Annotated in this window: 25 protein-coding genes and 1 tRNA gene; 11 read left to right on the plus strand and 15 right to left on the minus strand. The window is 62.7% G+C overall.

Features of this window, described 5'->3' with window-relative positions:
- Positions 1-61 precede the first annotated feature (61 nt).
- Positions 62-223, minus strand: a complete 162-nt coding sequence (locus tag ORS3428_RS33320; RefSeq protein WP_157895963.1) for a hypothetical protein — start codon at positions 221-223, stop codon at positions 62-64.
- A 75-nt stretch (positions 224-298) separates the two neighbouring features.
- Between ORS3428_RS33320 and ORS3428_RS15110 the strand changes: the two genes are divergently transcribed.
- The 3 genes from ORS3428_RS15110 to rimO all read left to right on the plus strand — a co-directional run bounded on the left by ORS3428_RS15110 (position 299) and on the right by rimO (position 2,995).
- On the plus strand, positions 299-706 hold the full coding sequence (locus tag ORS3428_RS15110; protein ID WP_071099015.1) for a DUF930 domain-containing protein: 408 nt from the start codon (positions 299-301) through the stop codon (positions 704-706).
- 110 nt (positions 707-816) lie between these two features.
- A complete protein-coding gene (locus ORS3428_RS15115) occupies positions 817-1,503 on the plus strand; it encodes a TerC family protein (protein ID WP_071099017.1) in 687 nt (228 codons plus the stop codon).
- Positions 1,504-1,681: 178 nt separating this feature from the next.
- Complete coding sequence (gene rimO, locus ORS3428_RS15120; RefSeq protein ID WP_071099019.1) at positions 1,682-2,995, plus strand: 30S ribosomal protein S12 methylthiotransferase RimO; 1,314 nt, start codon at positions 1,682-1,684, stop codon at positions 2,993-2,995.
- Between the two features lie 152 nt (positions 2,996-3,147).
- Here the strand turns inward: rimO and ORS3428_RS15125 are convergent, their stop codons facing one another.
- The 9 genes from ORS3428_RS15125 to ORS3428_RS15170 all read right to left on the minus strand — a co-directional run bounded on the left by ORS3428_RS15125 (position 3,148) and on the right by ORS3428_RS15170 (position 12,445).
- Positions 3,148-3,966, minus strand: coding sequence for a class I SAM-dependent methyltransferase (locus ORS3428_RS15125; RefSeq protein ID WP_071099021.1), 819 nt, complete (start codon positions 3,964-3,966; stop codon positions 3,148-3,150).
- A 215-nt stretch (positions 3,967-4,181) separates the two neighbouring features.
- A complete protein-coding gene (locus ORS3428_RS15130) occupies positions 4,182-5,249 on the minus strand; it encodes a BMP family ABC transporter substrate-binding protein (protein ID WP_071099023.1) in 1,068 nt (355 codons plus the stop codon).
- A 51-nt stretch (positions 5,250-5,300) separates the two neighbouring features.
- A complete protein-coding gene (locus tag ORS3428_RS15135) occupies positions 5,301-6,221 on the minus strand; it encodes an ABC transporter permease (protein ID WP_071099025.1) in 921 nt (306 codons plus the stop codon).
- Complete coding sequence (locus tag ORS3428_RS15140; protein WP_071099027.1) at positions 6,221-7,333, minus strand: ABC transporter permease; 1,113 nt, start codon at positions 7,331-7,333, stop codon at positions 6,221-6,223. Before ORS3428_RS15140 ends, ORS3428_RS15135 begins: the two co-directional genes overlap by 1 nt.
- Positions 7,330-8,907 carry an ABC transporter ATP-binding protein gene (locus ORS3428_RS15145; protein ID WP_071099029.1) on the minus strand — a complete coding sequence of 526 codons (1,578 nt, stop codon included), beginning with the start codon at positions 8,905-8,907 and terminating at the stop codon, positions 7,330-7,332. Before ORS3428_RS15145 ends, ORS3428_RS15140 begins: the two co-directional genes overlap by 4 nt.
- A gap of 318 nt (positions 8,908-9,225) precedes the next feature.
- Positions 9,226-10,203, minus strand: a complete 978-nt coding sequence (locus tag ORS3428_RS15155) for a quinone oxidoreductase family protein (RefSeq protein WP_071099034.1) — start codon at positions 10,201-10,203, stop codon at positions 9,226-9,228.
- Positions 10,204-10,298: 95 nt separating this feature from the next.
- On the minus strand, positions 10,299-11,066 hold the full coding sequence (pcsA, locus tag ORS3428_RS15160; RefSeq protein WP_201788318.1) for a phosphatidylcholine synthase: 768 nt from the start codon (positions 11,064-11,066) through the stop codon (positions 10,299-10,301).
- A 47-nt stretch (positions 11,067-11,113) separates the two neighbouring features.
- Positions 11,114-11,728 (minus strand): DUF1326 domain-containing protein, encoded by a 615-nt coding sequence (locus ORS3428_RS15165; RefSeq protein ID WP_071099040.1) that lies wholly within the window; start codon positions 11,726-11,728, stop codon positions 11,114-11,116.
- 12 nt (positions 11,729-11,740) lie between these two features.
- Positions 11,741-12,445, minus strand: a complete 705-nt coding sequence (locus tag ORS3428_RS15170) for a DUF2182 domain-containing protein (protein ID WP_338011935.1) — start codon at positions 12,443-12,445, stop codon at positions 11,741-11,743.
- Positions 12,446-12,737: 292 nt separating this feature from the next.
- Here ORS3428_RS15170 and ORS3428_RS15175 point away from each other — a divergent pair, with 292 nt between their 5' ends.
- The gene (locus tag ORS3428_RS15175; protein WP_071099044.1) at positions 12,738-13,949 is read left to right on the plus strand and encodes a UbiH/UbiF family hydroxylase; all 1,212 of its coding nucleotides are present in this window, start codon (positions 12,738-12,740) and stop codon (positions 13,947-13,949) included.
- 223 nt (positions 13,950-14,172) lie between these two features.
- Positions 14,173-14,496, plus strand: coding sequence for a heat shock protein HspQ (hspQ, locus tag ORS3428_RS15180; protein ID WP_071099046.1), 324 nt, complete (start codon positions 14,173-14,175; stop codon positions 14,494-14,496).
- A 74-nt stretch (positions 14,497-14,570) separates the two neighbouring features.
- Here the strand turns inward: hspQ and ORS3428_RS15185 are convergent, their stop codons facing one another.
- On the minus strand, positions 14,571-15,191 hold the full coding sequence (locus tag ORS3428_RS15185; protein ID WP_071099048.1) for an invasion associated locus B family protein: 621 nt from the start codon (positions 15,189-15,191) through the stop codon (positions 14,571-14,573).
- Between the two features lie 250 nt (positions 15,192-15,441).
- Between ORS3428_RS15185 and ORS3428_RS15190 the strand changes: the two genes are divergently transcribed.
- From ORS3428_RS15190 to mgtE, 4 genes are all read left to right on the plus strand, one after another.
- Complete coding sequence (locus ORS3428_RS15190) at positions 15,442-17,262, plus strand: extracellular solute-binding protein (protein ID WP_071099050.1); 1,821 nt, start codon at positions 15,442-15,444, stop codon at positions 17,260-17,262.
- A 34-nt stretch (positions 17,263-17,296) separates the two neighbouring features.
- On the plus strand, positions 17,297-17,977 hold the full coding sequence (locus tag ORS3428_RS15195) for a DsbA family oxidoreductase (protein WP_071099052.1): 681 nt from the start codon (positions 17,297-17,299) through the stop codon (positions 17,975-17,977).
- A gap of 503 nt (positions 17,978-18,480) precedes the next feature.
- Positions 18,481-20,373 carry an ABC transporter ATP-binding protein/permease gene (locus ORS3428_RS15200; RefSeq protein ID WP_071099055.1) on the plus strand — a complete coding sequence of 631 codons (1,893 nt, stop codon included), beginning with the start codon at positions 18,481-18,483 and terminating at the stop codon, positions 20,371-20,373.
- Positions 20,374-20,641: 268 nt separating this feature from the next.
- Entirely contained in the window at positions 20,642-22,006 is a 1,365-nt protein-coding gene (gene mgtE, locus ORS3428_RS15205; protein ID WP_071099057.1) for a magnesium transporter, read from the plus strand.
- Positions 22,007-22,238: 232 nt separating this feature from the next.
- On the opposite strand, the gene gor is transcribed toward mgtE, so the two are convergent.
- From gor to rpiA, 3 genes are all read right to left on the minus strand, one after another.
- Positions 22,239-23,627 carry a glutathione-disulfide reductase gene (gene gor, locus ORS3428_RS15210; protein ID WP_071099059.1) on the minus strand — a complete coding sequence of 463 codons (1,389 nt, stop codon included), beginning with the start codon at positions 23,625-23,627 and terminating at the stop codon, positions 22,239-22,241.
- 120 nt (positions 23,628-23,747) lie between these two features.
- Positions 23,748-24,377: a DUF2059 domain-containing protein gene (locus tag ORS3428_RS15215; RefSeq protein WP_071099061.1), complete on the minus strand. Its 630-nt coding sequence runs from the start codon at positions 24,375-24,377 to the stop codon at positions 23,748-23,750.
- A complete protein-coding gene (gene rpiA, locus ORS3428_RS15220) occupies positions 24,364-25,095 on the minus strand; it encodes a ribose-5-phosphate isomerase RpiA (RefSeq protein WP_071099064.1) in 732 nt (243 codons plus the stop codon). Before rpiA ends, ORS3428_RS15215 begins: the two co-directional genes overlap by 14 nt.
- 153 nt (positions 25,096-25,248) lie before the next feature.
- Between rpiA and ORS3428_RS15225 the strand changes: the two genes are divergently transcribed.
- Together ORS3428_RS15225 and ORS3428_RS15230 are read left to right on the plus strand one after the other, a co-directional pair.
- Positions 25,249-25,929: a phosphoglycolate phosphatase gene (locus tag ORS3428_RS15225; protein ID WP_071099066.1), complete on the plus strand. Its 681-nt coding sequence runs from the start codon at positions 25,249-25,251 to the stop codon at positions 25,927-25,929.
- 127 nt (positions 25,930-26,056) lie between these two features.
- Positions 26,057-26,131, plus strand: a tRNA-Val gene (locus tag ORS3428_RS15230).
- Between the two features lie 86 nt (positions 26,132-26,217).
- Here ORS3428_RS15230 and ORS3428_RS33515 read toward each other — a convergent pair.
- Positions 26,218-26,388, minus strand: a complete 171-nt coding sequence (locus tag ORS3428_RS33515; protein ID WP_172833691.1) for a hypothetical protein — start codon at positions 26,386-26,388, stop codon at positions 26,218-26,220.
- Between the last annotated feature and the right edge of the window lie 119 nt (positions 26,389-26,507).

Raw genomic sequence — 26,507 nt, forward strand, 5'->3', positions numbered from 1 at the left:
AGCGGGTCCGGCTCGCAACCCATGCACCCAGGCCGCGGAACTCCATTTCGGCGACCTTTGCTCAGAGGGCGATTTTCAGGCCCAGCTTGCCGCTGATGGTTGTGCTGTCTTCGGACCACTTGCCGCGAATTTCGGGGCTAAGCGTGGTCGAACTCGCCACCTTCAGGTTGAAACCGGAATAGAGCGCCACGGAAAAGTCCGCATCGTCGAACTCGCTCTTCAACCCATCGGCGCCCCGCGCAATAGCAGTCACATTCGCGTCGTCTGACCCCCGAGCCGTTGATTTCTCAGACAAAACATGCTGCTTGTCGCGCCCATGAAAAAGCCCTGCCTGATGGTTCTTGCGTCCCTGACGCTGGTCTGGCCGGCCAAGGCAATGGACAATGCGTTGCGCGCCGGCTTGCTGAAACTCGATCCGCAAACTCGTCTCGAGCAGCGTTGCGACGCCGAAGTGCTCGACCGGATCAGTCACGACGACAACAAATTCAAAGCCGACCGCGTCGTGGCCTATGCCTTCGCCACCCCGCAAATGAGCGCCGATGCTATAAAGAGCCCCGGCGCCGCGTTCCGCAGCAACGGTCAATGGTTCCGGCTGAAGTTCAAGTGCCAGACCGCGCCCGACCACATGCAGGTGCTACAGTTCCGCTACAAGATCGGCGACGAAATTCCCGAAGCCGACTGGGCAAAATACAATCTTTACGACTAATTTTAGCTATAGGCCTTCTCCCTGCCGTCAGCGTTCTTGACGCTGATACACCCGGCCTTTAGGCCCGTCAGGAATTGTCGACGCTCGTTTGAGGCAAGGATTTCTAGTTTATGGAAATATTTTCTGCCGCAGGCCTTTCAGCCCTTCTCCAGGTCGTCGCAATCGATCTCGCGCTCGCGGGTGACAATGCAATCGTGATCGGCCTTGCCGCCGCCGGCCTGCCGGCAGGTCAGCGCAAGCGAGCCATTCTCGTCGGAATTGCGGCGGCCACGGTTCTTCGCATTGTGTTCGCCCTGATCACGCAATGGCTGCTGAGCATCGGGCCGATGCTGCTCATCGCGGGCGGCCTGCTGCTCTTGTGGGTCTGCTGGAAGATGTGGCGCGAGCTGCGCGTCAGCCCCGAAGACGAACGCGACGCGACCGAAGCGCTGTCGAGGGGCGATTACAGCAACGATGGAGCGGTCGCCGGCAAGGGACCGCGCAAGACCTTCTCGCAGGCCGCCTGGCAGATCGTCATCGCCGACGTCTCCATGTCGCTCGACAATGTGCTGGCCGTCGCCGGCGCCGCCATGAAGCACCCGACGGTGCTCGTGATCGGCCTGGCCTTGTCGATCGCGCTGATGGGCTTTGCCGCATCCTTCGTCGCGCGCCTGCTGCACAGATACCGCTGGATTGCCTATCTCGGACTGCTGATCATCCTCTACGTCGCGATCAACATGCTGCTCGAAGGCGCCGTGCAGCAGTTTCCCGATCACTTCGCCTTTCTGGCTCCCTGGTTCGGGCCGGACGGCCACTGACCCTCTACGCCGGGCCGGCCTGGCCCCGCAGCGCATAGCGCGGCCAATTGGCCGGTTTGCTTGGYCCGGGAAGCGTGCTATTGCGCCGCGCGAATTGGCTTGGCCACGCGCGAGAGATCGGTATTTGAAGGCCTTGGCCGAGTTGCGATCTCTCCCTCAATTTCTTGGAAAATTGCTCATGTCCGCCCCACGCGTCAGTTTCGTCAGTCTTGGTTGCCCGAAGGCGCTCGTCGATTCCGAGCGCATCATCACCAGGCTTCGCGCCGAAGGTTACGAGATCGCGCGCAAGCACGACGGCGCCGACCTCGTTGTCGTCAACACCTGCGGCTTCCTCGATTCCGCGCGTGACGAGTCGCTCAACGCCATCGGCTCCGCCCTCTCGGAGAATGGCCGCGTCATCGTCACCGGCTGCCTCGGCGCCGAGCCGGAGGTCATCCGCGAGAAGCACCCCAATGTGCTGGYGATCACCGGTCCGCAGGCCTATGAGAGCGTGATGGCGGCGGTGCATGAGGCGRCTCCCCCCAGCCACGATCCTTACGTCGACCTCCTGCCGCCRCAGGGCGTCAAGCTGACGCCGCGCCACTACGCCTATCTGAAGATTTCGGAAGGCTGCAACAATCGCTGCACCTTCTGCATCATCCCGGCGCTGCGCGGCGATCTCGTCTCGCGACCGGCGGCGGATGTGCTGCGCGAAGCCGAGAAGCTCGCCAAGGCCGGCGTCAAGGAGATCCTCGTCATCTCGCAGGACACGAGCGCCTACGGCGTCGACATAAAGTACCAGACCAGCCTGTTCGGCGATCGCGAGGTGCGAGCGAAATTCCTCGACCTTGCCGAGGAGCTGGGCAAGCTCGGCATCTGGATACGCATGCATTACGTGTACCCCTACCCGCATGTCGCCGACGTCATTCCGCTGATGGCGGAGGGAAAAATCCTTCCTTATCTCGACATCCCGTTCCAGCATGCCTCGCCGCAGGTACTGAAGAACATGCGCCGTCCCGCCCATGGCGAAAAGACGCTGGAGCGCATCCGCGGCTGGCGCGAGATCTGCCCGGATCTTGCCATCCGCTCCACCTTCATCGTCGGCTTCCCCGGCGAGACGGAGGACGATTTCCAGATGCTGCTCGACTGGCTGGACGAAGCAAAGATCGACCGCGCCGGCTGCTTCAAATACGAGCCGGTCAAGGGTGCGYGCTCCAACGACATGGGGCTCGAGCAGGTGCCGCAGGAGATCAAGGAGGCGCGCTGGCACCRCTTCATGCAGCGCCAGCAGAAGATCTCGGCAACGCAGCTCGCCAAGAAGGTCGGCAAACGCCTGCCAGTGCTGATCGACGAAGCGCACGGCACCACCGCCAAGGGCCGCACCAGATACGACGCGCCCGAGATCGATGGGTCGGTGCACATCCAGTCACGGCGGCCGCTGCGCGCCGGCGACATCGTCACCGTCAAGGTCGATCGCGCCCACGCCTACGATCTTTACGGCTCGGCAGTCTGATCACGCTAGACTAGGTTGAGAGCTCATCAGCAGGCAGCCAAATTCGGATTGATGCGAGTTTGGCGAACGCCAGATAGTTGGCTGGAAAGCTTGTCATGTCGGGTCGCGGCAGGCCGATATTGCTTGATCTTGCTGCAAAACCGTTCGGCAAATCAGCAGAGGGAAGCCGTCACCACGAACGATTCTTGGGGGAATGTTAGCTTGTCGTCCGCCAGCATCGAAGCGTCAAGTCGGCAGGCGGCGTCGACGGCAATCGATCCAATCAGGCGCTCGCGCTCTGCYGCATCTTTCTCCTTCAAGAGCGCGGCCATCGGCGTTGCCGTAAGCTGAAAGCGGACATAGTCCAACATTGACGGGAAAGTGATTTGTTTGGCTACGGTGACCACATCGACAACATCGAACCCGGCCTGCTTTACCCACATGCCGACCTCCTCAGCGATGCAGGAAAGATGCTCGGAACGCTTCGTTCGAGAGGACTCCTCTCCCTGATACCTTTCAAGCGCCTGCACGAAGGCGTATGCCGCCGGCGTTCGTTCGATTGCGCTGTAGACGCTCAACCCAGCGCGCCCGCCCGATTTGAGCACGCGCACCATTTCCTGGAGAGCCAACGGACGATTGGGGAAGAACTGCAGCCCTAGCTGGCAGAGCACGACATCAAAACTGTYTGCATCGAACGGCAGGTCCTGCGCGCTACCCTCGACCMATTCGATAGTCGCGGACTTTCGCCGCGCCACCGCGAGCATCGCTGCGTTGAGGTCGATGCCGACTAGCCGCCCGGCGTGCCCGCGCTGCTCTAGCAGCCGCGCCACGACGCCGGTACCGCAGGCAATGTCGAGTACGCTTTCCTCGCGCCTTGGTCCAATTCGGTCGAGCAGATCATTGGCCCATACGGAAGTGATGGCCGGGACGAGATAGCGCTCATAAAGTTCAGGGGCGCTGGCATCCATTTGCCAATGTTCATGGGCCGACATGACTACCCCTGGAATACTCGCAACTGGAAGCCACGCCCCATGCTGGCTGACTTGGCGATAAACTGCAAGGGACGTCCGAAGGCCGGCTTCTGGCCCATCGCGTCGTTCAGCTGTGTTGTGGGCTCAGGCCTAAAAGGAAGGTGCCGCCGGCTGGTGGCGCTGCAAATGAAAAGGGCGCCCGTTGAGGCGCCCTTCCCTTTTGATCTTCCGTTCGCTTATTGCGGCAGCTTGTCGTCGATGCCTTTGACATAAAAATTCATGCCGAGCAGCGTGCCGTCGTCGGCGACCTCGCCGTCCTTCAGCCACGGCGAGCCGTCCTGCTTGGACACCGGACCGGTGAAGGGATTCCAGCCGCCGGCGATCTTCTTCTCGGTCGCCTCGGCCATCGCCTTCACGTCGTCGGGCATGTTGGTGTAGGGGGCCAGCTTGACCGCGCCGTCCTTGATGCCCAGCCAGACATTGTCCGGCTTCCAGGTGCCGTCCAGAGCCGCCTGCACGCGGCTGATGTAGTACGGGCCCCACTCGTCGGTCAGCGAGGTCAGCTGCGCTTTCGGCGCGAACTTGATCATGTCCGACGACTGGCCGAAGCCGTGCAGCTTGCGCTCTTCGGCCACCTGCAGCGCGGCGGTCGAGTCGGTATGCTGGACGATGATGTCGGCGCCCTGGTCGAACAGCGCCTTGGCGGCGTCGGCCTCCTTGCCCGGATCGAACCAGGAATTCACCCACACGATCTTGACCTTGAAGTTGGGATTGATCGACTGCGCGCCAAGCATGAAGGAGTTGATGCCCATCACCACTTCCGGGATCGGGAAGGACACGATGTAGCCGGCGAGGCCCTTCTTCGATTCCTTGGCCGCGATCTGGCCGAGCACATAGCGGCCCTCATAGAAGCGCGCGTTGTAGATGCCGAGATTCTTGCCGGTCTTGTAGCCGGTGGCATGCTCGAACATCACCTTCGGGAACTTCTTGGCGACCTTCACCTCGGCGTCCATGAAGCCAAACGATGTGCCGAAGATGATCTTGCACTTCTCGCGTGCCAGGCGCTCGAAGGCGCGGTCGGCATCGGGGCCTTCCGAGACGTTCTCGAGATAGGCAGTCTCGACCTTGTCGCCCAGCGCCTTCTCCACTTCCAGGCGGCCCTGATCGTGCTGGTAGGAATAGCCGAAGTCGCCGATCGGACCCGTATAGACCCAGYAGGCCTTCAGCTTGTCGGCCGCCTCGGCGGTTGCCGCGAGCGAGAGAGCAGCGGTCGTGGTCATCAGCGCAATAAGCAGTTTCTTCATCGTGTTACCTCTCTGAGTTAAGCCTTGGAGCTTCCCGTCTTTTTGTTGTCGTCAACGATCCGGAACAAATGGCTGCCCCAACGAAGCCGGTGTGTTCATCATCGTCAGCCGCTTGTTGCGCGAGATTAGAACGAGAACCACGATGGTTGCCAGATAGGGGAGCGAAGAAAGAAACTGTGAAGGCACAGGAATGCCAAAAGCCTGTGCATGAAGCTGGCCGATCCACACCGCGCCGAAGATGTAGGCGCCCGCAAGAACCCGCCACGGGCGCCAGGAAGCGAAGACCACCAGCGCCAGCGCGATCCAGCCGCGGCCGGCGCTCATGTTCTCAACCCATTGCGGCGTGTAGACCAGCGACAGATGCCCGCCGGCAAGGCCGGCGCAGGCACCGCCAAAGATCACGGCCAGATAGCGGTAGCGGATGACCTTGATGCCGAGCGCATGCGCCGACGAGTGGCTGTCGCCGATCGAGCGCAGCGTAAGGCCGGTGCGCGTCCTGAACAGGAACCACATCACGGCTGCGGTGAGCGCGATTGAGATGTAGAAGACCGGATCCTGGCCGAAGATCAGCTTGCCGACGACCGGGATCGAGCTCAGGCCGGGGATATAGAGGTTGGGCAGCCTGACACCCGGCTGGCCGACGAAGCTGGTGCCGATCATGCCGGAAAGGCCAAGGCCGAGCAGCGTCAGCGACAGGCCGGTCGCCACCTGGTTGGTGGCCAAGGAGAGCGTCATCACCGCGAAGAGCAGCGAAAACAGCGCGCCGACGATGATCGCGGCCAGCAGGCCGATCCAGGGCGATCCGGTGAGATAGCCCGCCCCGAAGCCGCCGACGGCGCCCATGATCATCATGCCTTCGACGCCGAGGTTGAGCACACCGGAGCGCTCCACGACCAGTTCGCCGATCGCCGCGATCAAGAGCGGCGTCGCCGCGGTCGCAACGGTTAGAAGGATGTTGACGGTGATGTCCATCAGCGGGCCTCCTCAAGCTTCGGCGCGGCCCCGAGTTTCGGCGCGGCAAAGCCGATCAGACGAATGCGGTAGTGGATGAGCGTGTCGCAGCCGAGCACGAAGAACAAAAGCATGCCCTGGAACACCCGCGCCACCTTGTCGGAGATGCCGAGCGCGCTCTGCACCGCCTCGCCGCCGAGATAGGTCAGCGCCAGCACAAGGCCTGCGGCAACGATGCCCAGAGGATTGAGGCGGCCGAGAAAGGCGACGATGATGGCGGTGAAGCCGTAGCCGGGCGAGATCACCGGCTGCAGCTGGCCGATAGCGCCGGAGACTTCCGAGATGCCGGCGAGGCCAGCCAATGCACCGGACAGCAGGAAGGTAAAAAACACCATCCTGTTGAAGCCGAAGCCGGCGAAGCGCCCTGCCCTCGGGCTCGAGCCCAGAACGCGGACCTCGAAACCTTTCAGCATGCGGCTCATCATCAGCCAGATCGCAACGGCCGCGACCAGCGCGAAGACGAAGCCCCAATTGGCGCGCCCGGCATCCGGCATCAGCTCCGGCAGGATGGCCGAATCGCCGAATTGGATCGTCTGCGGGAAGCCGTGGCCTTGCGGATCGCGCCAGGGTCCTCGCACCAGCCAGTCGAGGAAGAGCTGCGCGACATAGACCAGCATCAGGCTGGTCAGGATCTCATTGGTGCTGAAGCGGGTCTTGAGCAGCGCAGGGATCGCGGCATAAAGCGCGCCGCCGACCATGCCGAGCAGGAGCATCAGCGGCAGCACAAACGGACCCTCGAAATCGGGGAACAGCACCGGGACGATCGAGCCGAAGATGCCGCCCAGGATGAACTGGCCCTCGGCGCCGATATTCCAGATATTGGCTTTGTAGCAGACCGACAGGCCGACGGCGATGAGGATCAACGGCGCCGCCTTGATGGCCAGTTCGTGCAACTGCCAGATCTGGCTGATCGGCTCGACGAAATAGATTTCGAAAGCATTGAACGGATTGACACCGAGCAATGCGAACAAAACGGCGCCGGCAATCATCGTCAGCACGAAGGCGATGAAGGGCGAGAGCACCGAAAACAGCGCCGAGCGCTGCGGGCGTTTAACCAGTTCGAGGCGCATCATGCCGTCTCCATGGTGTGTTCGGCGTGGCCTGGCTCGGCGCCGCCCATCAGCAGGCCGATCTTCTCGAAGGTGGCTGCGGCGATGGGCAGCGGCGCGGACAGTTCGCCGTTGTGCATGACCGCGATCGCGTCCGAGAGTTCGAACAATTCGTCGAGGTCCTGGCTGATGACGAGCACCGCCGATCCGCTGCGGGCGAGTTCGATTAGCGCTTGGCGGATATGAGCGGCCGCACCCGCATCCACGCCCCAGGTCGGCTGGTTCACGACCATGACGCTCGGCTTGCGGTCGAGCTCGCGGCCGACGATGAATTTCTGCAGATTGCCGCCGGACAGCGCCGCTGCCTCCGGATCGGCCGCGCTCTTGCGCACATCCATTGCGGCAATGATGCGCTGGGCGGCGCTGTAGACGGAAGAATTCTTGACCATGCCGCCGGAGCCGACGAAGGACCTGCCATCAGTGGCATGGCGCGAAAGCAGCAGATTTTCCGAAAGCTTCATGCGTGGCGCCGCGCCATGGCCGAGGCGCTCTTCCGGCACGAAGGCGGCACCCATAAGCCGCCGGCCGGTGATGGACAGGCCGCCTGCATCCTTGCCGCGGATGCGCACCGAGCCGGGGTCCTGTTGCAGCACCTCGCCGGAGACGGCTTCGAAGAACTCGCCCTGGCCGTTGCCGGCCACACCGGCGATGCCGATCACCTCGCCGGCGCGCACGGAAAGATTGATGTTCTTCAGCGGAATGGCGAAAGGTGTCGCTGGCTTGCGCGTAAGCCCGCGGATCTCCAGCAGCGCGGGCGCGGTCTCGATGCCATCTGYCGGCGCGCGCACCACCGCCTTGACCTCGTTGCCGACCATCATGCGGGCGAGCGACGCGGCCGTCTCCCGGCGCGGATTGCAGTGGCCGACGACTTTGCCGTGGCGCAGCACCGTGGCGCGGTCGCAGATGCGTTTGACCTCTTCCAGCCGGTGCGAGATGTAGAGGATCGACTTGCCTTCGGAGCGCAGCCTTTCCAGCGTTTCGAACAGCTTGTCGGCTTCCTGCGGCGTCAGCACCGAGGTCGGCTCGTCGAGGATGATGAGCTGCGGCGTCTGTAAGAGGCAGYGGATGATCTCGATGCGCTGGCGCTCGCCGACGGAAAGGTCGCCGACCAAGGATTCCGGATCGAGCGRCAGGCCGTAGCTGTAGGAGAGCGCCCTCGCCTTCGCCGCTATGGTGCTGATCGGCGAGCCGTCGTTGAGGGAGAGCGCTATGTTCTCGGCCGCCGTCAGCGCCTCGAACAGCGAGAAGTGCTGGAAGACCATGCCGATGCCGAGCTTCTTGGCGACACCGGGACTGGTGATGATGACGGGCTTGCCGTCCCAGAAGATCTCGCCCGAGTTCGGCTCGAGCGAACCGAACAGCATCTTGACCAGCGTCGACTTGCCGGCGCCGTTCTCGCCGAGCAGCGCGTGGATCTCGCCCTTGGCGATGTTGAGGTCGATGTGATTGCACGCGGTCAGCGTGCCGAAAATCTTCGTAAGGCCACGAACCTCCAGCAGGTTCGCCCTGTCATGATTTGCACTCACAGTGCCTCCCATCCAGTTACCCGGATATGTTCGGTGTTCCCGCTGACATCGTATGCGCGGCAGACTTCGATCGGAAAGCGCCACCCAACTTGAAAGAGCTTCAAGAATTCCAGCGGAAACTCAAGGGGTAAGATACACCTATTGGGAGCTTGCGAAAAACCGGCGGGCCTTTTGGGCAAACCGTGCCCTCATCCACGGCATGGCGCTGAAGAACAAGGCAGCCGGCTTAAAGTGCGTCGCGCTGAAAGCGGACTGAGCGACGCGCTTTAAGCCGRCTGCCTGATGCATGTCGTTCTCCCAAAACCGCTGCGCACTTTTGGGCGACATGCATTAGGGAATGAGGACGGAAGTGCCGGTCGTCTTGCGGCCCTCGAGATCCGATTGCGCCTTTGCCGCATCCTTCAGCGCATAGCGCTGGTTGATCTTGATCTCGACCGCGCCGCTCAGCACCACATCGAAGAGCGCCTGAGCCGACGCCACCAAGTCCTCGCGCCTGGCGTTGTAAACGAAGATCGTCGGTCGGGTTGCGTAGAGCGAGCCTTTCTGCGCGAGAAGCGACATCGAGAAAGGCGGAATCGGCCCTGACGACTGGCCGAAGCTGACGAACATGCCGAGCGGCCTCAGGCAATCGAGCGAGGCGGGAAACGTGTCGTTGCCGACGGAATCGTAGGCGACATCGCATTTCCGGCCAGCGGTGATGGCGGCGACGCCGGCGACGAAATCCTGCTCCCTGTAGTTGATGACATGGTCGAAACCATGCGCCTTGGCGAGCTCGATCTTGTCGGCGGAGCTCGCCGTGCCGATCACGGTCGCGCCGAGATGCTTTGCCCACTGGCCGAGGATGAGACCGACGCCGCCGGCGGCGGCATGGTAGAGGATCGTGTCGCCGGCCTTCACTGGATAAGTGCGGCGCAGCAGATATTCCGCCGTCATGCCCTTCAGCATCATGGCCGCGGCCTGCTCGTCGCTGATGCCGTCCGGCACCTTGACCACGCGGTCGGCGGCGATCACCCGCTGCTCGGAATAAGCGCCCACATTGACGGCATAGGCGATGCGGTCGCCGGGCGTCAGCCAGTCGACGCCGGCGCCGATGGCCAGCACCACGCCGGCCGCCTCGCTGCCCGGGATCAGCGGGAGCCCGCCAGGAGGCGGGTAGAGGCCCGAGCGATGATAGACGTCGATGAAGTTGAGGCCGATCGCGCTGTGGCGGATCAGGATCTGTCCGGCGGCCGGCTCGCCGGGATCGGCATCCTCATAGGTCAAGACTTCGGGGCCGCCATGGGCGTGAATGCGTATTGCCTTGGACATCGCTCAATTCTCCCGGGATGGGGATAGGATTTAGCATGATCCCGAAAAGCAGGAACCGATTTTCGGAAAGGATCATGCTCCAGCAAAAAGTTAGGTCAGGGCTTCTTGGCGCCAAGATTTGGGAACATCTGCATGATGCCCCCGATGCAGGCGAGATAGAGGCCCGTGATGGTGATGCCGATCTTGGTGAAGTTGCTGACCTGTTCACCCAGGACGCCGATCTCGTTGTAAAAGCTGGCCAGTGCGGCCTGCGCCAGCGCCAGCGCACCGAAGGCGCACCACAAAAGGGTCACGCCGAGATTGATCGGTCTCAACCTCACCACCCGCACCGGATGAATGAAGTTGATCGGCAGGAAAGTGAGTATGGCGGCGACCACGACCACGGCGAAAGAGACCCATTGTCCCGGTTCGATGACGAAGAGCGTGAACACCACCATGTTCCAGACGACCGGGAACCCCTTGAAGAAATTCTCCTTCGTCTTCATGCCAGTGTCAGYGTAGTAGATCGCGCTCGACACCACGATGATCGCCGCCGACRGGAAGGAGAGGTTCTCGCCCATGAAGCCGCGCTGGTAGAGCGCGAAGGCCGGTATGAGCACGTAGGTCACGTAGTCGATGATGTTGTCGAGCATTTCGCCCGACCAGGTCGGCAGGATCTCCTTGACCTCCAGCTTCCTGGCGATCGGCCCGTCGATGCCATCGACAAAGAGCGCCAGCCCAAGCCACCAGAACATCGCGGTCCAGCGCTCCTCGCTCGCGGCGACGAGGGACAGGAAAGCCAGAAACGAACCGGACGCGGTGAGCAGGTGCACGGAGAACGCGCGCGCCTGCGGYCACGTCACTTTCTTCTTCGGCCGCGGAATCCGTTGCGCGATCTTCTTGGCCGCTTTTCTGGCTGTTGTGTTCTTGCTCACGGTCCTCGCCAGTCCAGCTTGCAGATCTCAGCCGAGCGGCCGGCGAAATTCCAGTTGCGGCCGAAGGCGCGCATCTTGCTCTTGTCCGACTTCGCCACAATGATTTCCGGCGCGATCCAGTATTCGGAATTGCTGATCACCGTGTCCTTCTCGCGTTCCTTGCCGGCTATGGGCGTCACCGCGCCGTCGATGATCTTCGGTATCTGGAAGACACGCGTCTTGTCGCGCGTCTCATAGGTGATCGGCACCTGCTCGACGCCGAGGAACTTGCCGACCAGGATCGACAGCAGCGACGTGGTGCCGCCGGCCTTGCCGGTGAAGATTTTTGTAAGCGCCTTGACCGCATAGACAGAGGCGCGCTTGTCGATGAACAGGCCGGCAGTCCAGTTGCCGCGGCTCATATAGCCCGGGATCTCCATGATCAGGCCGAGATTGAGGCCGGAGAGATCGACCTCGCCGAAATGGCCGGCATCGATGCGGAAGCCCGCCCAAGTCTGGCAATAGCCCTCGCTCGGCGGGTGACTGCCGAGCGACAGGACGCAAGGGCAAAAAACCGTGCAATTGCAGGAGAGTACCAGCTCTCCCTTCATCGCCCAGCTCTGATCCGTCATCGCATTCTCCCCTCACGCCGAAACTAATAGCAGGGCGGCGGCCCACACAAGCAGTATCGCACCAGCGACCTGGCTTGCCACCCTGCCGGTGGTCTGTTTTTCGATCAGGGTGAACAGGCCGATGAGGGCCATCCAGAAGACGTTCATCGCGCCCACGGCGAACATCACCAGCATAAGCGCCCAGCAGCAGCCGAGGCACCAGACGCCCTGCTCCATCCCCAGGCGAAAGATGYGCCCTGGCCTCGCGCTCCACTTGGCGAACAGGATCGAGAACGGGTTCCGGCATTTCTTCAGGCAGGCCTGCTTCAGGCCGCTGAATTGATAGAGGCCGGCAATCGTCAGCGCGACGGCCCCGGCAAAGCCGACCACAGGATCGAGCACCTGCCCCGAGGCCGCGAACCCATAGACGATAAGCGTCAGCGCGGCGAACGCCACCGAGGCGGCAAGCCAGGTCGTGAGGTATCCCGCGACCAGGACAAGTGGATTGACGACGGGCTCGCCTTTGAACCGGGCCGTGTCGGCAATTTCGCAATACGTGCGGATCATCGGCGACGCCGAAGGCAGCGTCGCCGCCACAGCCGTCAGGAACCACATCAGGACGAGCGCCAGCGCCTGCACGCCCGCCCAGCCTGMCAACGGCGCCGGCGTGAGACAAAGGGCGAAAAACCGGTCGAGGAATTCCGGCAGGGGCAAGTGCGGCAGGCCTTTGAGCAGCACATCGCCCGGGGCGACCCCGGCAAGGCGGCTTTCGGCAGCGCGAATCGCCATGGCGGCAAGGATGAACCATGCAAGAGCAATGCTCGCGCCAACAGTGAGCGTCATCGCTAGGCGCGGGCTGCGCGCAAGTCCTGCCATGGCGCGGCCGGCGCGGTCGAGATTGCTGAAATCATGCTCCTGGCCGGTCATGGCAATCGAATGGGCCGAATCGCAGCGTTGATCAAGCCTGCCGATGTGACCTATATCCACATATGGGCCGATGGGCCGCCCATCACACATATGGAAGCCTGGCGTGGAGCAGAACGACAAAGCCCGGATATTGGTTGCCGGCAGCGGCCCGGCCGGCCTGATCGCGGCACTCGGCTTTGCCGCGGCAGGCTTTGACGTGACGCTCGTTGGCCCGGAGGCCGCCAGCAGCGAYGGCCGCACCACAGCCCTCATGAACCCTTCCCTGAAAGTCCTCGATCGGCTGGGCGTACTGGATGAGCTCCGGCCGCAGGCGGCGCCGTTGAAAGTGATGCGCATCGTCGACGCGACCCGCCGGCTGATCCGCAGCCCGACTGTGACCTTTCGCGCCAGCGAGATCGGCGAGGAGCAGTTCGGGCTCAATCTGCCGAACAATATCCTGATCCCGGTGCTCGCCAAGGCGGTTGCCGCTCACCCCGGTATCGAATGGCGCAAGACGATGGTCGAGACATGGCGGCTGGAGGCCGACCGGGCCTATGCCGGCCTGGCCGATGGCAGCGAGGTCTCCGCGTCACTGGCGGTCGCGGCCGACGGGCGCCTGTCGCCGGCGCGCGAGGCCGCCGGCATCAGGGCCTCCGCGCGTCCCTATCCGCAGTCGGCGCTTGTTCTCAATTTCAGCCATCGCAGCGAACATGGCTTCATCTCGACCGAATTCCACACCGAGACCGGACCGTTCACGCAGGTGCCGCTACCGGGCAAGCGCTCCAGCCTTGTCTGGGTGGTGAAGCCGGAAACGGCGCGGGAACTCGCGGCGTTCGACGATGCCACGCTGTCAGCCCGGGTCGAGGAGCAGATGCAATCCATGCTCGGCCGGATTTCGGTCGAGCCCGGCCGTCAGGTCTATCCACTGTCGGCGGCCTCGCCCGGCCGCTTCGCGCAAAATCGCGTGGCGCTTGTCGGAGAAGCCGCCCATGTCTTCCCGCCGATTGGCGCACAAGGCCTCAACCTCGGCATCAGGGATATCGACGATCTGATCGGAATCGCCAGCGAAAACCGCCGCGATCCAGGCTCGCGATTGAGCCTCGCCGCCTACGACACAAGGCGCCGGCCCGACATACTGGCGCGCAGCAGTGCGGTGAACCTGCTCAACATGTCGCTGCTGTCCGACATGCTCCCTGCCCAACTGGCGCGCAGCGCCGGTCTCAGCCTGCTGGGCAGCTTCGCGCCGCTGCGCGCCTTTTTCATGCGCGAAGGCCTGCGGTCTGGCAGCGGCTTTCGCGCACTCGCAGGCGGCTTCAGGAAACAGGCCACGCGCTGAAACACCACATTTGGACTCTCCGGCCCGAGACCCTTGCGCGCCCCTCGATTCATGGCTTGGCAGCAAGGCGCCGCCGCAGCATTTGAATCGAAACAACGACTACGCCAAGAGGACCAAGCCGAAAGTCGGAGTCGATTTTTGCCTGCCTTATGTGTAGATTCAAGACCTTAGGCGCCCTGCGCGCAAGCCACTGACGGCGCCTCGGACCTAGGTGGTGAATGCGATGAAGACAGCCAAATTCGCGATCGGGCAAGTGGTTCGCCACCGGCTGTTTCCCTTCCGCGGCGTGATCTTCGACGTCGATCCGCAATTCGCCAACACTGAGGAATGGTATGAAGCCATTCCCGCGGATATGCGTCCGAATAAGGACCAGCCCTTCTATCACCTCCTGGCCGAGAATTCCGAGACTGAGTACATCGCCTATGTGTCCGAGCAGAACCTGCTCGAGGACCGGTCGGGCGAGCCGATCAGGCATCCGCAGATCGGCGAGATGTTCGACAAGCTACCCGACGGGCGCTACGAGCCGAAACGCCATTCGAAGCACTGAAGTGCTGAGCTATCGGCAACAAAAAAGCGGGACACTTGCCCCGCTTTTTGTTCTCCGCAGAAACGCTCCGGAAATCAGTTAGAGGTCTTCGCCTTGTCCTGCTCTTCCTTGAGCTTCTTGGCGAAGTCCTGATTGTTCTTGGCGACGAAGTCCTGCAGCTTCTTCTGGCGGTCCTCGATATCCGACTGCTGCAGCGGCGGGCCATCATAGGCGTCGCCGAAGCCCTGCAGCGCGACCTTGATCGGGTTCGGCTGGTTCTGGAAGTTGACTGAGGTGAGCGTGATCTGCTTGCCCTTCTTGAACGAACCGACCAGCTGGTCGGTAAGCGGTACTTCGGCCACGCAACGGTCCGGGAAGCAGATCACATAGTCGAGCTTCTGCGCCTTGCCGGAATCGATCTGCAGGCCGATGCCCGGGGGAACGAGGCGGCCGGTGGGAACCGTCACCTGGAACACCTTGCGGTTCACCTTGCCCTTCAGCTCGATCAGGCTGACGCCGGTGACGAGCTGGCCGTTGCCGGCGGTGACGATGTTCTGCACGTTGCAGATGTCGACGTCTTCCTGCTTGGTGCAGGCTTTGAACCAGCCCTGCGGAATCTGCGGCGGCTGCTGCGCCGAGGCGGTGAAAAGCCCCGCGCCCAGGACGCCGGCCACGCCTGCGGCCAGCACCGAAAGGCGATAAGCGTTGCTCGTCATATGGTGCACTTTCCTCTCAAATGATCCCGGGAGCCGGCTTCTTTGTGCCGTGTGGCCCAGCTACCTGTTGCCCAAATGAGGCAACAGCATGACTTCGGAGCGCGTGTTACACTGCCAGCGCCCCCGAATCCAGCCCGGTTTCCCCGATTTCTTCTGAACTCAATTCCCCATTGGCGCGCCGATTCAATCGGGGGGCGAAATGCTCTAGGGTGCGTGACGAATCACGAAGCTGCTCGGCAAGGAGACGGTCATGGACCGCGTTCTCGTTCGGCTGATCGCCGCGACCTCGTTTCTGGCCCTTTCGCTGCTCCCGGCTTTGTCGGAGCCGAAGCACGGCATCGCCATGCAGGGCGAGCCGGCGCTGCCTCCGGACTATACGCATTTCGACTACGTCAATCCCGACGCGCCGAAGGGCGGCAGCGTCACCTATTGCGTCGTCGGCAGTTTCGACAATCTCAATCCCTTCATCCTGAAGAGCCTGCGCACCACCGCGCGCGGCATGATCGACACCGTCTACGGCAACCTCGTCTTCGAGCCGCTGATGCAGCGCAATTATGATGAGCCCTTCAGCCTCTACGGCCTGCTCGCCGACAGTGCCGACATGGATCCGGACCGCAAGAGCATTGAATTCCACCTCAATCCCAACGCCAAATGGTCCGACGGCCAGCCGGTGACGCCCGAGGATGTGCTGTTCACTTACRATGTCTTCACCGACAAGGGTCGCCCGCCCTACAGCGATCGCATGAGCATGATCGCCAAGCTGGAGAAGACCGGCGACCACAGCGTGAAATTCACCTTCAATGACAAGGCCAATCGCGAATTTCCGCTGATCGTCGCGCTGACCCCGATCATTCCCAAGCACGCCTTCGACAAGGAAACCTTCGACAAGACGACGCTGAAGCCGCTGATCGGCAGCGGCCCCTATACCGTGGATAAGGTGCTGCCCGGCCAGCGCATCGTCTTCAAGCGCAATCCCGATTATTGGGGCAAGGACATTCCTTCCAAGCGCGGCTTCGACAATTTCGACCAGATCACGATCGAATATTTCCTCAACGCCAACGCCAAGACGGAAGCGTTCAAAAAGGGCATCTGCGCCCTCGACGACGAGACCGATCCGGTCAAGCGAGACCGCGATATCGACTTTCCGGCCTTCCACAAGGGTGACGTGACGCAGGAATATTTCGACACCGGCATTCCGCCTGTGGTGATCGGCTTCCTGTTCAACACCAGGCTGCCCAAGTTTTCCAATCCTGTCGTGCGGCGCGCGCTCGGCATGCTCTACGACTTCGAATGGGCGAACAAGAACCTGTTCGGCGGCAAGTTCAACCGCACCATGAGCTTCTGGCAGAACTCGGAGCTGTCCGCGCTCGGCCATCCGGCCGGCGACCGGGAGAAGGCGCTGCTCGCCCCCTACCCCGACCGCGTGCCTCCCGAGGTCATGGACGGGACCTGGCGGCCGCCTGTCACCGACGGTTCCGGCCAGGACCGCAAGGTGCTGAGGGCCGCCTTCGAGCTGTTGAAAGGCGCCGGCTATCACGTCCAGGACGGCCGGATGCTCGATCCTGAGGGAAATCCCTTTGGCTTCGAAATCCTGACGTCGTCGCAGGATGAGGAGCGGCTCGCGGCTCTCTACCAGCGCACGCTGGAGAAGATCGGCATCAGGGTTACCATCCGCAGCTTAGACGGCGACCAGATCCAGTCGCGCAAGCAGCGGTTCGACTTCGAGGTGCTCGTCGGCTCGAGCGGCTTCAACAATTCGCTGTCGCCCGGCAGCGAGCAGGTCGGGCGGTGGGGATCCGGCGCCRCCAGGCAGGAAGGGTCGTTCAACCTTGCCGGCGCCGCCGATCCTGCCATCGATGCGGCGATCAACGCGATGCTGAACGCACGCACCAAGGAAGACTATGTCGCCGCGGTGCGCGTGCTGGACCGGCTGCTGATTTCCGGCAACTACATGGTGCCGATGCAATACAACACCCAGCAGTGGCTCGCCTACTGGAACTATCTGGAACATCCGCAAAAGACCCCCATATTCGGCTATCAGCTGCCTGCCTGGTGGCGGAAGCCCAATTGACCGACCTCTCCGTCCAACCGGCAAGGAGACGACCATGAGCGCCGAGAACTCCATCACCGTCGATGTGGTGTCCGATGTCGTGTGCCCATGGTGCTTCATCGGCCAGAAACGCTTGGACAAGGCGATCGCCGCTGTCGGCGACATCGGCGTGCATGTGCGCTGGCGGCCTTTCCAGCTCGATCCGACCATTCCGCGAGCAGGCGTGGATCGCCGCCAATACATGCTGGGCAAATTCGGCAGCGAGGAGCGCATCCGCCAGATCCATGCGCGCATCGAACCGCTGGGCGAAGCGGAAGGCATCCGCTTCGCTTTCGGCGCYATCAAGGTCGCCCCCAACACGCTGGACGCTCACCGCCTCATCCRTTGGGCGGGCGCCGCCAGCGAGGACGTGCAGAACCGGCTGGTGCGCCGCCTGTTCCAGCTGAATTTCGAGGAAGGCGCCAATCTCGGCGACCATCCGGTGCTGGTCGATGCCGCGCGTGAGGCCGGCATGGATGCTTCGGTGGTCGAGACGCTGCTGCCGACGGACGCCGATGTCGACGCCGTACGCAACGAGATCGCCACCGCCTCGCGCATGGGCATCACCGGCGTGCCCTGCTTCCTGCTCGAAGGCAAATATGCCGTCATGGGCGCGCAGGATGTCGACACGCTTGCCGACGCCATTCGCCAGGTCGCCCAGGCCAAGACACGCGGTGAGCTGGAAACGGCAGGCTAGCCGCCCAGCTGGCGATCGACAAAGAGAACCTCGCCGACAAGAATCATTTCCGGACAGTTCGCAGGCTCTGCAGGTGGCGATTCGGGCAAGCCGGAAGACGTCAAGGACGGCCCATTTCGCCATATTTCGTGACCGCGCGTCAGCGAAACCGGCCGACCGGCACGGTATTTTCGTTCACAAAACTGTGTTTTTAGTTTCCCTAGGGGAAACTCAGCGCTACCGCTAGGCGCTGCCTTCAACGCACTGAAATAACACAGAAAATCGCGCCAGAAGGAGCTTTCTGACGATTCCGTCCTGTTGCCCCCATGCCACTATGGGCAGCCAGATGCACGTTCAGGGGGCAGAAAAATTAACAGAAAATGATCAATTGGTGTTACTCTGTGTAACAAACTAAGAAAGGTTTGGGCGGGATCGTGATTCGGGTCGGCAGACCACGACGTACAGTACCGGCAAAACTAGCTAGCGAGGCGGCAAAGCCCTCGCCCCTGACGCCGGTATCGTCAATGCGCACTTTCTGGGGGCTGATGCGAGCCTACTGGTTCTCCGACCGCTGGAAGGAAGCCTGGACCCTCACCCTGGTCATCGCACTGCTTACAGCACTCTCCAGCAAGGCGGGCGTATGGTTTGCCATGGCCTCGGGTGAGTTGGTGAACTCGATCGCCTTCTTCCACGACGCGGCCAACACCAACCCGCTGCAGTCGCTTCTGACCAATGCCGGCATATTGATGCTGCTGGTCGTGCTCAAGGATGCCGGCTTCACCGGCGTGCGCAATCTGGTCTCCGCGACCTTGCATCGCAAATGGCGCGGATGGCTGAACAGCCAGTTCAACCAGGCGCTGCTCGACGGCAACCATACCCATTTCCATGCCCAGCACGGTTCGGCGGCCGGCGGCATCGTCGCTCCCGACAACATCGACCAGCGGATCCAGGAATCGATCAAGGACATGACCGGCGGCGCCATCGGTCTTGCTATGGGCGTGCTGGGTGTCGCGACCTCGCTCTATTTCGTCGGCGAGAATTTGATCGGGGCCTCGGTCGAGGTCAAAGGGCTGGAGTTTCTCGGCAGCTACGGCAGCGCTGTGCTCGCCTTCCTGGCCGTCGCCACCTATGTGCCCCTCAACACCTGGATCGCGGTCAAGCTCGGTGGCCTGCTCGAACGTCTCAACATACGCATGCAGCAGGCCGAGGGCAGCTATCGCGGCGAACTGACGACGTTCCTGCGCCGCAGCTTCCACGTCGCCGCCTCGCATGGCGAGGATGTGCAGATGGCCATGCACGACCGGCTTTATGTCGACATCGACAAGACCTGGGGGCGACTGAACGTCGTCAACACCAGCTACATGTCGTTCGAGCTGATCTACAATTTCATCGGCGCCCGTATTGTTGCCTACGGACCCGGCCTCGTCCCGTTCATCCACAACGGCTTCGACCTCAAGGGCTACATAACCGGCTCCGAAATGGTCGCCCAGTTGATCAGCCAGTGCTCGTGGTTCATCCATGTGATGCCGGCGATTGCGACGCTGAGGGCCAACAGCCAGCGCGTGACCGAACTCGCCAACGCCATCGAGAACGTCCAGCATCCGCAGGAGTTCTACCGCCAGACCGGCCGTTCGGACTTCAGCTTCGCCACCCAGAACCCAGTGTTCGGCCTGACCATCCAGAAGCTCGAGCTGGCGCATCAGGGCGAGGACGCAACGCCCTTCCTCAGCGCCGCCAATCTGCGCTTCCGGCGCGGCGAGTGGACGTTCCTCAAGGGCGAGTCCGGTTGCGGCAAGACCTCGCTGATCAAGGCGATCAACGGCCTGTGGCCCTATGGCCGCGGCACCATCGTGTTCCCGGAGGGGGTGACGAGCTTCTATGCGGCCCAGGAGGTCAAGCTGCAGCAGGTCTCGCTGAAACAGCTCGTCTGCCTGCCCGGCTCGGAAAGCGATCACGGCGACATGCAGGTGGCGGCGGCCCTGCACAAAGCGGGCCTCGGCGAATTCATCGAGCACCTGGCCGAGGAGAGCCGCGAGGGCAAGATCTGGGATCAGGTCCTGTCCGGCGGCCAGAAGCAGAAGCTGGTGGTCGCCCGCATCATCCTGCAGCAGCCGGGGCTGCTGTTCCTCGACGAAGCGACCGGCGCGCTCGACCCCGAAGGCAAGATCGCCTTCCACGAGGCGATCAAGGCCAACTGCCCCGATGTCACGGTGATCAGCGTGATGCACGAGGCCGTGCCGCCACGGTCCCTTTCCGGCGAGGAATTTTATCACAGCGTCGTCTCAATCACCGACGGCGTCGCGACCAAGAAGCCGCTGGTCCCCACCCTGCCGCGCGAGCTTACGACCATCCTCGCCCAGCCTCGGCCAACGGAGGACAAATGGCTGCGCTTCTCGCGGCGGCTGAAGCAGAAATAGCAGTCTTGCCAGACCTTTGAACGGCCGCCGGGCCGGTGCGACCGATCACAGTCGCGCGATCCGGCGTTTCCTCACCCGATTCCGCGCTCTTCGCGATTGACTCGGCAAAAGGCGCTCCTATGTTGCGCCCGCTCGCGAACTTCAACTCGAACCCGCGAGCAGAAAGGTCAACCCGCCATGCCTGGCGACAGTCACAGTCGAACGCAACCGCCGTCCGCCTTGACGTGACCTGACGGCTCACGTCCTGCCGGACGGCAAGGAGTGAGCCATGAACGAAGTCGCACACGTTTTGGACGACGAAGCCATCGCCGTCGCCCGTGTTCTTGCCAACGACCACGTCGCCGACGTGGTCGAAGCCCTCAACCGCGAATCGCGTGAGACAGCCATCGAGTTGCTCTGCGCGGTGCCGTTCGAACGGCTGGTCGATATCTTCGACCAGCCGGAACTCGAAAGCGCCCCGGAGCTCGCCGAAGCCCTGCCGCGCGACAAGGCAAGCAAGCTGCTGACCGCCATGTCGGTCGACCGCGCGGCAGATATTCTGCGCGAGCTCGACGAGCCGGCGCGTTCCGAGCTGCTCGCCACGCTTGCGCCGCCGCTGCGCGCAACGCTGCTTTCCATCCTCGGCTATCCGGAAGGCAGCGCCGCTTCGATCATGACGACGGAGTTCGTCAGCGTGCCGCCCGACTGGACGGTCGGCCGCACACTCGATTACATCCGCAAGGTCGAGCGGACACGCGAGACGATCTATGCCATCTACATAGTCGATCCGGAAACGCAGCAGCTGCTGCGCTCAACGGGGCTGCGCCGCCTGATCACCGGGGAGCCGGAGGATTCGATTCTGTCGGTGGCGCCGGATCGCATGCCGGTGACGGTCACCCCGCTCACGGATCGCGAAACGCTCGCGCAAATGATCTCCAAATACGATCTTCTTGCCTTGCCGGTTGTGGATCATGGCAGGATCCTCGGCATCGTCACGGTCGACGACATCATCGACACGATGGTCGAGGAAACGACCGAGGACGTGCACCGTTTCGGCGGTATGGAGGCCCTGGACGAGCCCTACATGAAGATGGGCTTCCTCGCCATGATCCAGAAGCGGGCCGGCTGGCTCTGCGCGCTGTTCCTTAGCGAGATGCTGACGGCCAACGCCATGCAGAGCTACGAAGGCGAACTGGAGAAGGCGATCGTGCTCACCCTCTTCATCCCGCTGATCATGAGCTCCGGCGGCAATTCGGGCTCGCAGGCGACCTCGCTGGTCATCCGCGCGCTGGCGTTGCGCGAGATCGGTCTTCGCGACTGGTGGCGGGTAGCGCTGCGCGAGCTTCCGACCGGACTGGCTCTCGGCTCGATCCTCGGCATCGTGGGCATCTGCCGCATTGCGCTCTGGCAGTATCTCGGCCTCTACGACTACGGCCAGCACTGGGTGCTGATCGCGGCAACCGTGGGCGCGGCGCTGATCGGCATCGTCACCTTCGGCTCGCTGTCGGGATCGATGCTGCCTTTCGCGCTGAAGCGCATCGGCTTCGACCCGGCGAGCGCATCGGCGCCGTTCGTGGCGACGCTGGTCGACGTCACAGGGCTGGTGATCTACTTCTCGGTAGCGTTGGTCATCCTCCGCGGCACGCTGCTTTAGCCGCATCGTCATTCACCGTCGCCGGCTCCGCCGGCGGCGGCCTCCACCGTACCGTAAATCGCGTCGCGCTTCGCGTCCGGGAATGCTCCGGCCACGCCGGCGATTGCCGCTTTGGTCAGTGCCACCGTTAGATCTACCGACGGGTCCGCGAATCACGAATGGCCATGGACGCCGCCCCAGCGCCACGTGCCGCAGGCCCGCGCATCAGCACGGTCTACACCGAGGAGTGGGTTTAGATGCGCTCGCCGTTCTTCACACGGTAGGTCGGCTTGTACATGGTGACGAGTTCCTCCGCGGCGGTCGGGTGCACGGCCATCGTGCGGTCGAAGGCGTCCTTGGTGAGCCCGGCTTTCAGCGGAATGCCGAGAAGCTGCGCCATCTCGCCCGCGTCCGGTCCGAGAATATGGGCGCCCAGCACCCTCCGCGATGCACTGTCGACCACAAGTTTCATCAGCATCTTCTCGTCGCGGCCCGACAGCGTATGCCGCATCGGGCGGAAGGAGGCACGGTAGACCTCGATGTCCGGGAAGCGCTTGACCGCCTCATCCTCGGACAGGCCGACAGTGCCGATTTCAGGCTGTGAAAACACGGCTGTCGGAATCGTGTCGTGGTCCACCGCCGTCGGATTGCCCTTGAACGCCGTCTCGACGAAGCACATCGCCTCGTGGATGGCCACCGGCGTCAGTTGCACGCGATGTGTGACGTCGCCGATCGCCCAGATGTTGTCGATGTTGGTGCGGGAATATTCATCGACCACGATCGCGCCCGTCTTGCCGAGTTCCACGCCGACGCCTTCGAGCCCCATATTCTCGGTGTTGGGAATGCGGCCTATCGCCAGCATCACCTGGTCGACCGTCAGCGTCTGGCCGCCGGAAAGCAGAACGTCCAGCCTGCCCTGCGGGTTCTTGCTCACCTTTTCGGAGACCGAGTGGGTGAGGATCCTGATCCCCTTCTTCTCCATGGTCTCGTGCAGCGAGCGGCGAAGGTCCATGTCGAACCGCGACAGAATCTCCCGGCCGCGGTAGACCAGTGTGGTTTCGACGCCGAGCCCATGGAAAATATTGGCGAATTCGACGGCGATGTAACCGCCGCCTTCGATCATCATCGCCTTCGGCAATTCCTTCAGATCGAACGCTTCGTTTGAAAAGATGCAATGCTCGTGGCCGGAAAGCGCCGGATGCGGGGCAGGCCTGCCGCCCGTGGCGATCAGGATCTGGTCGGCGCTGACGGTGCGGTCTTCGGCAACCAGGTAAATGGAATGCCGGTCGACCAGCACGGCGCGCGAATGGAAAGTCTCGCCGCCGGCGCCCGCGACGTTCTTCTTGTAGATCGCCTCCAGCCTGGCGATCTCCTTGTCCTTGTTGGCAACTAGCGTCGGCCAGTCGAAGCTCACCTCCGGCACAGTCCAGCCGTAGCCGGCTGCGTCGGCAAAATGCTCGGGAAACTGCGAAGCATAGACATAGAGTTTTTTCGGCACGCAGCCGCGGATGACGCAGGTGCCACCATAACGATACTCTTCGGCGATGGCGACGCGCTTGCCGAGGGACGCCGCCACACGGGCCGCCCTCACTCCGCCGGAACCGCCGCCGATGACGAAAAGATCATAGTCGTAAGCGGCCATTTGGAAGGCTCCTGCGATAAGATGGGCATCCCGCCAGAGGTAGGCTGCCAAGCGCTAAAAGAAAAGCCCGGGAAACCCGGGCTTTTCTGGTCCAGCGCGCGTCAGCCTGATTGACGCGGATCAGTTCTGCGAATCGTCAGCCGGTGCCGAGTTGTCGGCAGGTGCCTGGTCGTCGGCCGGGGCAGAATTGTCGGAGTTGTCGGGAGCCTTGGCATCCGTCGCAGGAGCCGGCTTCGCCGGAGCAGTGGCCTTGGCCGCGGCGGCGAGCGTCTCGCCGACCTGCTGGGCGAGGTCTCGGGCGACGCCGTTCTGCCAGATGTCGGCAGCCTTCACCAGGTCGCGCGTGACCGCCGGACCGCTGTCCAGCAGCTTCTTGCCGGAATCGGAACTGTAGAACGTGGCGATGTCGTTGAGTTCCTTCTCGGAGAACACCTTGGCGTAGGCAAGAGCGGCCTCCTTCTCGAGGTCGGCGCGGCGTGCCGCCAGGCCCATGGCCTTCTCGGTCACCGTCTTGYCGATCAGCTCCTGCATGTCGGGGTTCTTCTGGATCAGCTGGTTCTCAAGCGCGGCCGCCGCCTGCGGCAGGATATTGTCGAACGGGTCCGTGGCGTGGATCGCCGCCACCGCTGCGCGCGCGGCCTTGAGGTGCGATTCGCTTATATCCTGCGAAAACGCCGGTGAAGATAGGGCAAGGACGACTGAGGCCRCCAGAAGTGTCGAAAGGCGGCGAACCCGTTTATGCAACATCATGGTCGATAGAACTCCCTGGTTTTCGGGCGGCATGGACGGTTTGGATGCCGTCGCCGCCGGCGATGATGGCCGTTGACGCCAGYCCGATGAATAGACCGTGCTCGACAACGCCTGGAATGGCGAAGAGAGCATTCGAAAGCGCTCTTGTATCCGGAATGCGGCCAAAAGATGCATCGAGGATAAAGTGGCCGCCGTCTGTAACAAAAGGCTGGCTCCCCGTCATCCTCAATGTCACCGGGCCGGAAAGGCCGAGGCCTGCCGCGGCCGCGGCGACCGCGATCTCGGTGGCGCGTAGGCCGAACTTGTTGACCTCGATCGGCAGCGGAAACCGGCCCAGCGTGTCGACCATCTTGGATTGGTCGGCAATGACGATCATGCGCTGCGACGCCGCCGCAACGATCTTTTCACGCAGCAGCGCCCCGCCGCCGCCCTTGATCAGGGTCAGCGAAGGGTCGATCTCGTCGGCGCCGTCGATGGTGAGGTCCAGCTCGGGCGTTTCCTCGAGCGTCGACAGCGGCACGCCGAGCTCGCGGCAGAGTGCCGCGGTGCGCTCGGATGTGGGCACGCCGATGACGGTAAGCCCGGTCGCCACCCTTTCAGCGAGAAGCYGGACGAACTCGTCGGCGGTCGTGCCGGTGCCGATGCCGAGCCGCATGCCGTCACTTACGTGGGCAAGGGCCGCGCGTGCGGCCTCGACCTTCAACTGCGTTGCGTCCATGCCGCCATTGCCCCGATTTCGCTGGTTTGGCGCGCCTCCTAGCATTTTTGCCTGTCCCGTCAAAGGCTCTGCCTGTGGACCGATAGAGGCGGCTTGCTTGCCCACCGCGCAGCTTGTATCGGCTGCGGCGTTTCAACCGCTGCAGGACTGGCCATGACCCGACCGATCATCGTGTTCGACCTCGACGGGACAATCATCGATACCGCACCGGATCTGCTGGACAGCCTCAACCACAGCCTGGCGGCCGGCGAGTTGGCGGCGGTCGACGAAGCGGGTTTCAGGCGCTTCGTCGGCCACGGCGGCCGCGTCATGATCGAACGCGCGCATGCTGCACAGAACAGGTCGCTGATGGCCGAAGAGCACGATCGGCTGCTGAAACTCTTCCTCGACCATTACACGCTGAACATTCCCGGAAAGTCGCGCCCCTACCCCGGCGTCATCGCCGCGCTCGACCGCTTTCAGGCGGCCGGCTACCTGATGGCGGTCTGCACCAACAAATACGAGGCCAATTCCGTGGCTCTGATCGGGGCGCTCGGTATGGCCGACTATTTCGCGGCGATCTGCGGCCAGGACACCTTCGCCTTCCGCAAGCCCGACCCGCGCCACCTCACCGAGACGATCAAGCTGGCCGGCGGCGATCCCCACAATGCTTTGATGGTTGGCGATTCGCAGACCGACATCGATACCGCCAAGGCCGCCGGCATTCCGGTGGTTGCGGTCGATTTCGGCTACACGGACCGCCATGTGCGCGAGTTCGAGCCGACACTGGTGATCTCACATTTCGACACGCTGACGCCGGAACTGGCCGAACGGCTGATTGCTGCGGCGCGCTGAGCGGGGTCCAGATCGAACCGGCAAGATGTCGCGAAACCAATCCGCAGGATAACCCCGGYACATTGCCTTGACTTCGCACACCTGCCTCCCTTATATCGCGRCTCGCTTCGGCCTTCGGGCAGCGAGCGGGCGATTAGCTCAGCGGGAGAGCACACCCTTCACACGGGTGGGGTCGCAGGTTCAATCCCTGCATCGCCCACCATCCGACACCATGAGTGTGTTGGATGATCAGGCCGCGGAATTCCCTGTATCTTTTACCAGCAGAGCGGTGGCGCTCGACGCGGCTCTTCAGATCAGCCCTCTGCGCACGCTCAGATGCGTCACCGCCGTCACCAGTATGGCGCCGGTCATGAAATAGAGCGTGGCCAGGATGTTGCCGTGATGGAAATGAACCCCGGCAAGCAGCAGGGCTATTGCCACGGCAAGAAATGCGATGATGCGAACGAGTTCGTCGGGCATGGGGCGATCCACAAATGAAAAGGATGGCCGCCCTCAATCAGCCGAATGCTCAATAGAGCGGTTTTTCGACTTCCGCAATCGATCTGATGCCGGATTGTGATGAGACGCGCCCGTGTCGT

The sequence above is a fragment of the Mesorhizobium sp. ORS 3428 genome (genome assembly GCF_001854785.1).
Taxonomy (GTDB): Bacteria; Pseudomonadota; Alphaproteobacteria; order Rhizobiales; family Rhizobiaceae; genus Mesorhizobium.